This window comes from Burkholderia sp. MSMB1589WGS, from assembly GCF_001636105.1.
Lineage (GTDB): Bacteria > Pseudomonadota > Gammaproteobacteria > Burkholderiales > Burkholderiaceae > Burkholderia > Burkholderia humptydooensis.
On the sequence record NZ_LNJT01000008.1, the window covers coordinates 580,222 to 591,836 of the forward strand.

General features: G+C 70.0%; 8 protein-coding genes and 1 pseudogene. 3 read left to right on the forward strand and 6 right to left on the reverse strand.

Annotated features, from left to right (window positions below; all coding sequences use genetic code 11):
• The first annotated feature begins 118 nt into the window (after positions 1–118).
• Complete coding sequence (locus tag WT16_RS20575; RefSeq protein WP_006027779.1) at positions 119–1,144, forward strand: GlxA family transcriptional regulator; 1,026 nt, start codon at positions 119–121, stop codon at positions 1,142–1,144.
• A gap of 27 nt (positions 1,145–1,171) precedes the next feature.
• Here the strand turns inward: WT16_RS20575 and fdhA are convergent, their stop codons facing one another.
• The 3 genes from fdhA to WT16_RS34510 all read right to left on the reverse strand — a co-directional run bounded on the left by fdhA (position 1,172) and on the right by WT16_RS34510 (position 3,934).
• A complete protein-coding gene (fdhA, locus tag WT16_RS20580) occupies positions 1,172–2,371 on the reverse strand; it encodes a formaldehyde dehydrogenase, glutathione-independent (RefSeq protein WP_009914481.1) in 1,200 nt (399 codons plus the stop codon).
• Positions 2,372–2,639: 268 nt separating this feature from the next.
• Complete coding sequence (locus WT16_RS20585; protein ID WP_015602606.1) at positions 2,640–3,656, reverse strand: substrate-binding domain-containing protein; 1,017 nt, start codon at positions 3,654–3,656, stop codon at positions 2,640–2,642.
• Complete coding sequence (locus tag WT16_RS34510; RefSeq protein ID WP_167359314.1) at positions 3,653–3,934, reverse strand: hypothetical protein; 282 nt, start codon at positions 3,932–3,934, stop codon at positions 3,653–3,655. Before WT16_RS34510 ends, WT16_RS20585 begins: the two co-directional genes overlap by 4 nt.
• On the opposite strand from WT16_RS34510, the gene WT16_RS20590 reads away from it, so the two are divergent.
• Complete coding sequence (locus WT16_RS20590; protein WP_041862047.1) at positions 3,845–5,401, forward strand: glycoside hydrolase family 68 protein; 1,557 nt, start codon at positions 3,845–3,847, stop codon at positions 5,399–5,401. The genes WT16_RS34510 and WT16_RS20590 overlap by 90 nt on opposite strands.
• A gap of 139 nt (positions 5,402–5,540) precedes the next feature.
• Positions 5,541–7,214, forward strand: coding sequence for a glycoside hydrolase family 32 protein (locus WT16_RS20595; RefSeq protein ID WP_041862046.1), 1,674 nt, complete (start codon positions 5,541–5,543; stop codon positions 7,212–7,214).
• A 192-nt stretch (positions 7,215–7,406) separates the two neighbouring features.
• Here WT16_RS20595 and WT16_RS20600 read toward each other — a convergent pair whose 3' ends face one another.
• The 3 genes and pseudogenes from WT16_RS20600 to WT16_RS20610 all read right to left on the reverse strand — a co-directional run bounded on the left by WT16_RS20600 (position 7,407) and on the right by WT16_RS20610 (position 11,562).
• On the reverse strand, positions 7,407–8,669 hold the full coding sequence (locus WT16_RS20600) for an HlyD family efflux transporter periplasmic adaptor subunit (protein ID WP_063534919.1): 1,263 nt from the start codon (positions 8,667–8,669) through the stop codon (positions 7,407–7,409).
• 282 nt (positions 8,670–8,951) lie between these two features.
• Positions 8,952–10,552, reverse strand: a pseudogene (locus tag WT16_RS20605) (efflux transporter outer membrane subunit).
• A 50-nt stretch (positions 10,553–10,602) separates the two neighbouring features.
• Positions 10,603–11,562 (reverse strand): glycosyltransferase family 2 protein, encoded by a 960-nt coding sequence (locus WT16_RS20610; RefSeq protein ID WP_015603761.1) that lies wholly within the window; start codon positions 11,560–11,562, stop codon positions 10,603–10,605.
• Positions 11,563–11,615 lie beyond the last annotated feature (53 nt).

Consider the following 11,615-nt stretch of genomic DNA (forward strand, 5'->3'; position numbering starts at 1 on the left):
ACAGGCCGCCGACGGGATCTAGGGTTTAGCCGTATGGCACGCTTGTTGCGCTCGATTTCACAATACGCGAGCCGAGCGCCCCGGCCGCATCAAGATCAGATCCAAGGAACGCTTCCCCATGTCGCCCGACCGCACCGCGTCGCTGTCTCATTTCGCGTTCATGCCGCTGCCCAACTTCACGATGATCGCGTTCACGAACGCGATCGAAGTGCTCAGGATGGCAAACTACCTGAGCGGGCAGCCGCTATACCGCTGGTCGATCATCAGCCCCGAAGGCGGCATGATCACGGCGAGCAACGGGCTCGCGGTCGACACCGGCCCGGCGGAATGCGCCGGGCAGCCCGACATCGTGTTCGTCTGCGGCGGCGTGGACGTGCAGCGCGCGACGCAAGCCGGGCATCTCACGGCGCTGCGCCGCTTCGCGCGCGCGGGCGTCGCGCTCGGCAGCCTCTGCACCGGCACCTATGCGCTCGCGAAGGCGGGGCTCCTCGCCGGCTACGCGTGCGCGATCCATTGGGAAAATCTGTCGGCGCTGAAGGAAGAATTTCCCGATACGCGCTTTCTCAAGGAACTGTTCGTGATCGACCGCGATCGCGTGACCTGCACGGGCGGCGTCGCGCCGCTCGACATGATGCTGAACCTGATCGCGTCGCGCATCGGCACCGCGCGCGTCACGCAGATCGCCGAGCAGTTCATCGTCGAGCACGTGCGCGACACGAGCGCGCAGCAGCGGATGCCGCTCGTCGCGCGGCTCGGCTCCGCGAACAAGTCGCTGTTCGAAGTGATCGCGCTGATGGAGAACAACATCGAGGAGCCGCTGTCGCGCGAAGAGCTTGCGCGGCTCGCGAACATGTCGCAGCGGCAGTTGCAGCGCCTCTTTCGCGAGCATCTCGGGATGACGCCGACGCATTACTACCTGACGCTGCGCCTGCGCCGCGCGCGCGAGCTGCTGCTGCAGACCGACATGTCGATCATGCACATCACGATGGCGTGCGGCTTCCAGTCCGCGTGCCACTTCAGCAAGAGCTACCGCGACGCATTCGGCACCGCGCCGACGCGCGAGCGCCGCAAGCAGGTCGCGCCGCTCGCGCAGCCGTCGATGCCGGGCGGCGCGAGCGTGCCGTCGATGATGCTGCACGCTTGAACACGATCGCCGCGCCGCGCCCGCGCGTCAGGCCGCCTTCAGCATCCCGTGCGGATCGATGACGAATTTGCGCGGCGCGCCGCCGTCGAACTTCTTGTAGCCCTCCGGCGCGTCGTCGAGCGAAATCACCGTCACGTTGACGATCTCCGCGATCGGCAGCCGGTCGAACAGGATCGCCTGCATCAGGTTGCGGCTGTACTTGAGTACGGGCGTCTGGCCGGTATGGAACGAGTGCGACTTCGCCCAGCCGAGGCCGAAGCGGATGCTCAGGCTGCCGTGCTTCGCGGCGACGTCGACGGCGCCCGGATCGTCGGTCACGTACAGGCCCGGAATGCCGATCGCGCCCGCGGGCCGCGTGATCTCCATCAGCGAGTTCAGCACCGTCGCGGGCGCTTCCTCCGCATGGCCGGACGAGCCGTGGCCGTGCGCCTCGAAGCCGACGCAGTCGACCGCGCAATCGATCTCCGGCTTGCCGAGAATCTGCTCGATCTGCTCGCCGAGCGTCGCGTCCTTCGACAGATCGACGACCTCGAAGCCCATCGCCTTCGCGTGCGCGAGACGCTCGGCGTTCATGTCGCCGACGATCGTGCACGCGGCGCCGAGCAGGCGCGCCGACGCGGCGGCCGCCATCCCGACCGGGCCCGCGCCCGCGACGTAGACGGTCGAGCCGGGCTTCACGCCGGCCGTGACCGCGCCGTGATAGCCGGTCGGCAAGATGTCCGACAGGCACGTGAGATCGCGGATCTTCGCCATTGCCCGATCGCGATCGGGGAATTTCAGCAGGTTGAAGTCGGCATACGGAACGAGCACGTACTCGGCTTGCCCGCCGATCCAGCCGCCCATGTCGACGTAGCCGTAAGCGCCGCCCGCGCGCGACGGATTCACGTTCAGGCACACGCCCGTGTGCTGCTCCTTGCACATCGCGCAGCGGCCGCACGCGACGTTGAACGGCACCGACACGAGATCGCCGATCCTCAGCGTCTCGACATCGCGACCGACCTCGACCACTTCGCCCGTGATCTCGTGACCGAGCACGAGACCGACGGGCGCCGTCGTGCGGCCGCGCACCATGTGCTGATCGGAGCCGCAGATATTCGTGCTGACGACCTTCAGGATCACGCCGTGGCCGATCGCGCGGCCGCTCGGGTCGACCATCTTCGGATAGTCGATCTTCTGCACCTCGACCTTGCCCGGCCCCTGATACACGACACCTCGGTTGCTGCTCATCGCTTCGTCTCCATGTCTCGTTGGCGGTGCGCCGCGCGTCGCCCGGCCCGCGCGTTCGCGCGTCGGCCGGACTTGCAGCGGGCCTTTCGAGGTTAGTCCGCGAGCCGGGGGGCCGAGCGTCCAAAAACCGACATCCGCTTGGCCGCGGCCGACATGCGATGGAAACGGCGGCGCCGAAGCGGCACCGGCGATGGCGGCAGCGACGGCGATCCGCGCGACGCGCGGGGCGTCGCGACGCGCAACCTGTGCGAGAGGGAGGAAATGCGCGTCAGCCGCCGCGCGGGCCGTCCGTGTCGCCGGCCTCGACGACGGGCAACGCGAGCCGATGCGCGACGTCGGCCGGATGCGCGATGACGCCGAGCATCAGCTCGGCGATCGCGCGGCCGGACACGTGCCCGGTCGGCTGCAGCACCGCGCTCGCCTTGTACGGAAACGAGATGTCGGGCGATACGCCGTCGTAGACGATCAACGACACGTCGTCGACGAAACGCCTGCCGCTCGCGACGATCGCCCTGAACGCGCCCGCGCCGGCGATGTTGTTGTCGATGACGAGCGCGGTCGGCGCATCGGGAAGCGCGAGCAGCGCCTGCGCCGCGCCGTAGCCGCCGTCGCGCGTGAACGCGCATTCGCGGATCAGCGCGGCATCGGGCTCGATCCCCGCGTCGCGCAGCGCGCGCTCGAAGCCCGCGCGCCGCTGCGCGGCGAAATTCATCGTCTGCGGCGCGCAGACGAGCGCAATGCGCCGGTGCCCGAACGCGATCAGCCGCTGCGCGGCCGCATGCGCGCCCGCCTCGTTGTCGAAGTCGAACCACGTGTACGGCTTCGCGCTCGCGGTCCGGCCATAGGCGACGAACGGAAATTCGCGCTCCTGAAGAAAGCGGATGCGCGGATCGTCGACGAGCGTGCGCGCGACGATCAGCCCGTCGACGAGCCGGCCGTCGACGAGCCGCCGGTACGTCTCAAGCTCCGCGTCCGGCCGCGCGGACACGATGAAGAAATCGCGGCCGCTCTCGCCCAGGCGCTCCGTGATGCCCGCGACGACCTCGGCGAAGCGCGGATCGCCGAGGTCGCCCGCGCCGAACGGATAGACGATGCCGACCGCGTCCGCACGCCCGGTCGCGAGCCGGCGCGCGGTCGGGTCGGCGACGTAGCCGAGCTCGCGCGCCGCCTGCATCACGCGTTCGCGGGTGGCCGCGCTCACGTCGTCGTAGCCGTTCAACGCCCGGCTCACCGTCGTGCGCGACAGCCCGAGCGCGTCCGAAAGCGCCTTCAGATTCACCTTCACCGTCGTTCCCCGTATTCGATGTCCTGCCCGGCCGAACCCGTTCGAGCAATTATTTCCATCTGGTAAGCATTACCGTCAAATAAATATCTTTTGCCTTCCAAACCGGTTTGAAATAGTATCCAAACCGGTTTGGATATCGATACCACCCTTAGACGTTCCCTTTCACCGTCAACTGAAACAACGCCGAGATGACATATTTTCTTTCTTGCCGCACGACTGCTGCCAAACGTTTGCTGCTCGCTGGCGGCGCACTTGCCGCCTTCGCGTCCGCTTCGCATGCGCAGACCGCCGGCGCCCCCATGCCCACGCCGCACACGCAGCAGGCTTACGACCCTGAAAGCAACTTCACGATGCGCTGGACGCGCGCCGACATCCGTCAGATCGTCGCCCAGTCGCACACCGCAGGCGCAGACAAGAACTCGCTGCCGCAGGCGCTGACGATGCCGAACATCCCGCAGGATTTCCCGCTGATCAATTCGGACGTGTGGGTCTGGGATACTTGGCCCCTCGCCGACCTGCGCGCGAACCAGCTCAGCTACAAGGGCTGGGAAGTGATCTTCTCGCTCACCGCCGACCCGCACGCGGGCTACACGTTCGACGACCGCCACGTTCATGCGCGGATCGGCTTCTTCTATCGCCGCGCGGGCATCCCCGCGTCGCAGCGGCCCGCGAACGGCGGCTGGACCTGGGGCGGCCACCTGTTCCCGGACGGCGCGAGCGTCAAGGTGTTCGGCACCGCGCCGATGACCAACAACGCCGAATGGTCGGGCTCGGCGCGCCTCACGCACGGCGACAACGTCAGCCTCTACTACACCGCGACGTCGTTCAACCGCTCGGCGCCCGGCGGCGCCGACATCACGCCGCCGATGGCGATCATCACGCGCGCCGACGGCCACATCCACGCCGACGACAAGCACGTCTGGTTCAGCGGCTTCGACGATCACAAGGCGCTGCTGCAGCCTGACGGCAACTATTACCAGACCGGTCAGCAGAACACCTACTTCTCGTTCCGCGATCCGTTCGTGTTCACCGACCCCGCGCACCCGGGCAAGACCTACATGGTCTTCGAGGGCAACACGGGCGGCCCGCGCGGCGCGCGCACCTGCACCGAAGCCGATCTCGGCTACGCGCCGAACGATCCGTACAAGGAAGACCTCAACGCGGTGATGAATGCGGGCGCAGTGTATCAAAAGGCCAACGTCGGCCTCGCGGTCGCGACGAATCCGCAGTTGACCGAGTGGAAGTTCCTGCCGCCGCTGCTGTCGGCGAACTGCGTCGACGATCAGACCGAGCGTCCGCAGATCTACATGAAGGACGGCAAGTACTACCTGTTCACGATCAGCCACCGCACGACGATGGCGGCGGGCGTCGACGGCCCGGACGGCGTGTACGGCTTCGTCGGCAAGGGCATCCGCAGCGACTTCCTGCCGCTGAACGGCGGCAGCGGCCTCGTGCTCGGCAACCCGACCGACTTCTCCGCGCCCGCCGGCGCGCCGTATGCGCAAGACCCGAATCAGAACCCGCGCGAGTTCCAGTCGTACTCGCACTACGTGATGCCGGGCGGCCTCGTCGAGTCGTTCATCGACGCGATCGGCGCGCGGCGCGGCGGCACGCTCGCCCCGACGGTGAAGGTCAACATCAACGGCGAATCGACGGCGGTCGACCGCACGTACGGCGTGGGCGGCCTCGGCGGCTACGGCGACATTTCCTCGAACCAGCCAGCCTTGGGCGCAGGCCACAACTAACTGAAGCAACGATGCCGGAAGGCGGACGCCGCGCCCGCCTTCCGGCGCGAGGACGATCGGACATCCCGCGCGCCATGCGCGCCGTGTCCGGCCGTCCTCGCGCATCGCGCCGCACGCGCCGGCCCCGCAGCAAAGAAGGATTCATCCGATGTCCATCCCCCGATCACGTTTTTCTTCCCTCTTCTCCGGCTTCGTCGCGCTCGCCGCGTGCTTCGGCTTCGTCGCGCATGCTGCGGGGGCGCCATGCACGCCGCCGTCCGCGACATCCGCACCGTCCGCCGACGGCACGCCGCAATGGCGCCCCGCGCTGCACTACGCGCCGCAGCGCAACTGGATGAACGACCCGAACGGCCTCGTCTACGACGACGGCATCTATCACCTGTTCTATCAATACAATCCGCACGGCAACTTCTGGGGCGACATGTCGTGGGGGCACGCGACGAGCCGCGATCTCGTGCATTGGGACGAGCAGCCGGTCGCGATGCCGGCGAACGCGCGCGAGGAGATTTTCTCCGGCTCGATCGTCGTCGATGCGCGCAACACGTCGGGCCTCGGCACCGCGGATGCGCCGCCGCTCGTCGCGCTCTACACGAGCGTCTACAAGGCGGGCTCCGGCCACGCAGCCGGCACGCAGGCGCAGTCGCTCGCGTACAGCGTCGATCACGGCAAGACATGGCGGCCGTACGCACGCAATCCGGTCCTCACGCTCGATCCCGAATCGCGGCATTTCCGCGACCCGAAAGTGACGTGGTACGCGCCGGGCGGCTACTGGATGATGACGACGGTCGTCGCCGACGCGCACGTCGTCAAGCTGTATCGGTCGAGTGACCTGATTCACTGGGATTTCCTGAGCGACTTCACGCTGCCCGACGTCCCGCATCGCGGCGCGCTGTGGGAAATGCCCGAGCTGCTGCCGATGCCGCTCGACGGCGACGCGACGCGCACGAAATGGGTGTTGATCGTCAACGTCAATCCGTGGTCGATCGCGGGCGGCTCGGGCGCGATGTATTTCGTCGGCGGCTTCGACGGCAGGACGTTCACGCCCGATCGCGCCGCGCCGGCGAACGCCGATCCCGCGCAATATCAATGGCTCGACCACGGCGCCGATTACTACGCGGCCGGCACGTTCGCGAACGCGCCGGGCGACCGGCCGGTCGCGATCGGATGGATGAGCAATTGGGACTATGCGGACCGCATTCCGACGACGCCGTGGAAAGGCACGATGGCGTTGCCGCGCGAGCTCGCGCTGAAGACGATCGATGGCCGGCCGCAGTTGACGGTCGTGCCCGCGCGGCCGTTCGACGCTTTCGCCCGCGGCCTGCCTGCCGTGCGTATCGGCTCGCTCGCGGTCGCGTCGGCGACGCGCGAGCTCGACGCCGGCGCACGCGGCACCGTGCAGCGCATCGCGCTGACGATCGAGCCGCGGTCGGCGCGGCGCGCCGGCTTGATCGTGCGGCGCTCGGCAGACGGCCGCGTCGGTACGCGTATCGCCTATGACACGGCGGCGCGCACGCTGACCGTCGATCGCTCGGCGTCCGGCGAAACGAACTTCTCGAGCGCGTTCAGCAAGCAACACATCGTCGCGCTGCCGCTCGTGAACGGCAAGCTGCGGCTCGACGTGATCGTCGATCGCGGTTCCGTCGAGGTGTTCGACGGCGACGGCCGCACCGTCATCACCGATCTCGTGTTTCCGTCGCCGGCAGACGACCGGGTCGCCGTGTTCGCCGAAGGCGGCGATGCGACGTTCAGCGATGTCGTGGTGACGAATCTCGGCGCGGCCGCGGGCATGCGGCGAGCGTGCTCGAAATCATAGGGATCGCTGACGGTTGCGGCGTCGATGCGGTTGGCGCACGACATTGCGAGCACGCGTGCCGATCATGTGCAGGACGAGCGAAGCCGATACGCTTCGTTCTCGGCGGGCGAGCCGGTGGATGTGGAGCCACCTGTCCCGCGACGCGAATGACGCGCGCGAGTAAATCGCCGTGACGAGGCGGGCGGCCGCCCGTCACCGGCCGCCGTCATTCTCCCGAATCACCGCCTCGGCCGCCGCCTCCGCCTCGCCCGCATGCGCTTCGTGCACCCGCGTGCGCAGCCCCGGCAGCGGCGCGTCCCCGTCGAGCAGATGCCCGCCGCGCACCTTCGTCTCTACCGTCGCCCGCATCGACAGCCCCACCCGCAGCGGATGCGCCGCCAGCTCCGACGCATCCAGCGAGATCACCACCGGCAAGCGCTGCACCACCTTGATCCAGTTCCCCGCCGCGTTCTGCGACGGCAGCATCGAGAACGCGCTCCCCGTGCCCGCCGAGAACCCCTCCACCCGGCCCCGGTACGTCACCCGCGAGCCGTACAGATCCGATTCGAGCCGCACCGGCTGACCCACCCGCATGTGCCGGAGCTGCCCTTCCTTGAAGTTCGCCTCCACCCACACCTGCCGCAACTGCACCACCGACATCAGCGGCGCACCGGGCCCCACCTGCTGCCCGATCTGCACCGACCGCTGGCCGACCGTCCCGTCCACCGGCGACACGATCGTCGTGCGCTTCAGGTTCCGGTACGCGAGCTTGAACTGCGCGCCCGCCTGCTGCACCGCCGGGTTCTGCCCGACCGGCCGCTCGCTGCCCAGCGCGCGCGCCGCCTCCAGTTGCGCCCGCGCCCCCGCCAGCGCCGCCTGCGCGTTCGCGAGCGAGGACTTCGCCCGCGCCAGCTCCTCCGGCGCCACCACCTCCACCGACGCCCCCACCCGCGCCCGATACGCCTGCTGCGCGAGCGTCAGGTCCGCCTCGCGCGCCTTCACCGTCTGCTCGTACGTCCCCATCGACAGCCGCGTGTTCGCAACCTGCCGCACCGCCTGCGCAAGCTGCGCCCGCGCCTGCGCGAACGCCGCCGACGCGTCCGCGTCGTCGAGCTTCACCAGCGCCTGCCCCGCCTTCACCTGCTGCGTGTCCGCCACCAGCACGTCGGTCACCGTCCCCTGGATCTGCGCGGCGATCTGCACGACGTTGCCGGCCACGTAGGCGTCGTCCGTCTCTTCGCTGAAGCGCCCGACGAGCCACCAGTAGAGCGCGGCGGCCAGCGCCGCGATCGCCAGCACGCCGAAGAACAGCGCGAGGCGGCCGCGCCGCGCCGCACGGCGCGCGGCGAGCGACGCCGCGGTTTCGGGATGCGGCCGCGGCCCGGGCTCCGGCGCGGGCTTCGCGGGCGCGCCGCCGATGGCGGCCGGATCGGTCGGCGCCTTCGCGCGCGGGGTGTCGGTGGCGGTGTCGTTCAAGGTCTTCGCGTGCGTGATGTCGGCGGCGCCGGGCTGCGCGGGCCGGCTCGATGCGCTTCGATGCCCGGCGGCGGTGTCGGTCGAATCTCTCGTATTCACAATGATGGTGGCGTTGATGTGGATGTCTTCGCGCTCGATGGCTTCGTCACAGGCTCCTGCGATGCGTTTGTACCCGATGCGTTCGCGCATCGATCCCGGCGGACAGCGATGCATCGGAAGCCTCCACCGCGGCGATCGTCATTCCGCCGCCGTTCGGCCATCCGCCGCGCCGCGCGATCCCGATCAATCGTGTCGCGTGTCGTTCGCCGCGGCCGGCGGCGCCGCCGCGAACGGCTTGCCCGCCTGCGCCAGCGGCGCGCCGTCCGCCTGCCGGGCGTCGAAGCCCCCGCCCAGCGCACCGATCAGCCCCACCCGCAGCGCCCGCCGCCGCGCCTGCAGCTCGATCGCGTGCGTGCGCTCGTCCAGCAGCGTCAGCTTCGCCATGTCGACGTCCTTGCGCATCCCCATCCCGCGCCGGTGCCGGTCCTCCGCCAGCGCCACCATCCGCTGCGCCGCGCGCACCGCCTGCTGCTGCTCCCCGAGCAGCGCATCGACCGTCGACAGCGACGTCAACTGCCGCGCCACCTCGCCCAGCGCCGCATCCACCGTCTGGTTGTACAGCGCCAGCGCCACCTCCGCGTTCGCCACGTCGCCCCCCAGCTTCGCCTTCAGCCGGCCGCGATCGAAGATCGGCAGCGACAGCGCCGGCCCGATCGAGCCCCCCAGCGCGTCGTGCCTGAACAGCGACGCCGGCGCGAGCGCGAACAGCCCGCCCAGCGCCGCCAGGTTCACGTCCGGGTAGAACGCCGCGCGCGTGCCGTCGATCGTCGCATACGCCGCCTCCACCCGCAGCCGCGCCGCGACGATGTCCGGCCGCCGGCCCAGCAGCTCCGCCGGCAGCCGCCGCGGCAGCGGCGCGTCCGCGGGCGGCGCGAGCCTCGGCCGCGCGAGCGACAGCCCCCGTTCCGGCCCGCGCCCGCTCAGCACCCCCAGTTGCAGCTTCTGCAACTGGATCTGCTCGTCGGTCAGCGCGATCTGCTCGAACAGCTTGCTGCGCTTGAGCGCCGCGTCGTCCGCGTCGTAGCCGTTGTCGATCCCGCGCGCCGCGCGCTCGCGCAGCACCGCCTCGACCTGCTCGCTCGCGCGGCGCTTGAGCTGCAGCAGCTCGCGCAGCGCATACGCGCGGTCCAGCTCGCCGTACAGCGTCACGATCGCCACCGACAGCGCGAGCCGCGCCTGCTGCGCCTCGACCCGCGCCGCGTCGCGCATCGACAGCAGCCCGCGCGTGGCCGCCGCGTTCCTGCCCCACAGGTCCAACTGATAGTTCAGCCCGACGAACAGCGACGACGACGACACCACCGATTCGCCGACGAGCGGCACCGACACCGGCAAGCCGTTCAGCGTCGTATTGATGGTGCCGCCCGAGCGCGGCACGTGCGCCTTGGACAGCGACGCGCCCGCCTTCGCGGTGAGTCCCGTCAGCGATTCGAACTGCTGCAGTTGCGACTGCGCGACGCCGATGCGCGCCTGCGCGGCCTGCAGCGTCGGGTTCTGCCGCAGCGCTTCGTCGACCAGCGCATCGAGCTGCGGATCGCCGAGCTGCCTGACCCAGTCGGGGCTCGGCCAGGCGCCGTGCGCGGCGCCCCCGTCGTTTGCGCGAGCGCGTCGTCGCCCGGCGCGCGCGGCGCGAGCGCCGGCTCGAAGCCCGACGGCGCGCAGCCGGCGAGCGCCCACGCGAGCGCGGCCGCCGCGAGCCGGCGCGCCGCGCGGCTGCCTGCCGCGGTCGTTGCGGTCGTTGCCGCTTGCGTTGCGGTCGTTGCCGCTTGCGTTGCGCTCTGCCTCATGCTCGTGACGCGTGCCTCGTTCTCATATCCCTCTGTCCGGCCTGCTCCGGTCATTCCTGCCGCACCGGCTCGCGCGCCGCCGCGCCCGCGCGCGCATCGTCGAACGATCCCAGCCGCCCGAACAGGCCGTCGAGCACGCCCAGCGCGATCCCCCGCAGCTTCGCGCCCTTCTCCCGCTCGCACAGCACCACCTGAACCACCTGCCATAGCGTCAGCAGAGTCGGCACCAGCGCCACCGGAAACCGCAACCCGTACTGCAGCCCCAGTTGCATCGCGTTGCGCGCGCCGTAGTACCGGCGCAGCCACCCGTGATGCATCGCCGTCAGCTCGAACGGCCCCACCTTGTGCCGGCGCCGCGCGCCGATCCGGTGCGTCAGCACGAGCGACGGCACCACGTACAGCGGCACGTTGTGCGCGAGCGCGCGCAGGCAATACTCGGTGTCGACGTGATCGATGAACAGCGCCTCGTCGAATCGCCCGAGCCGCGCGTACGCGGCCCGCGAGATCACGCTGCCCGACGAGATCAGGAACGCGCAGCGCCGCGGCCCCGTCTCGCCCTCCACCCGCACGCGGCGCACCGTCACGCCGCTCGTCATCAGCACCGGCAGGAAGCGCCGCTCGTTCGCGTCGTAGATCCGCGGCCCCGCGATGAATGCGCCCGCGTGCGCGCCCGCGCCCAGTTGCGCGCACGCCTCGCGCATCCGCGCGAAGTACGCGGCCGGCACCGTCGAGTCCTGGTCGAACAGCGCGACCGCCTCGACGCCCTGCGCGAACAGCGCCGACAGCCCCGCGTTGTACGCGCCCGCCACCCCGCCGCGGTTGCCGTGGTGCTGCCACACGACCCTCGTCCGCGCCGACAGCGCGCGCACCCGCTCGCGCGCCGCCGCGTGCTCGTGCGGCGTGTTGTCGATCACCGCGAGCGCATCGCTGTCGCGCGCGAGCGCCTCCAGCCCCGACAACTGCTCGTCCGTCGGGTCATACAGAATCACCAGCGCGCCCAGGGTCGTCATCGCTCTTCCTTCCTCCTTCCGTGGTTCGAGCTTCGGCGTGCTCGCCTCGCCAT

What these genes read in the sequence shown, in the direction of transcription:
- WT16_RS20575 (WP_006027779.1), top strand. Translation starts at nt 119, where the DNA reads ATGTCGCCCGACCGCACCGCGTCGCTGTCTCATTTCGCGTTCATGCCG.
- fdhA (WP_009914481.1), bottom strand. Translation starts at nt 2,371, where the DNA reads ATGAGCAGCAACCGAGGTGTCGTGTATCAGGGGCCGGGCAAGGTCGAG.
- WT16_RS20590 (WP_041862047.1), top strand. Translation starts at nt 3,845, where the DNA reads ATGACATATTTTCTTTCTTGCCGCACGACTGCTGCCAAACGTTTGCTG.
- WT16_RS34510 (WP_167359314.1), bottom strand. Translation starts at nt 3,934, where the DNA reads ATGCGAAGCGGACGCGAAGGCGGCAAGTGCGCCGCCAGCGAGCAGCAA.
- WT16_RS20610 (WP_015603761.1), bottom strand. Translation starts at nt 11,562, where the DNA reads ATGACGACCCTGGGCGCGCTGGTGATTCTGTATGACCCGACGGACGAG.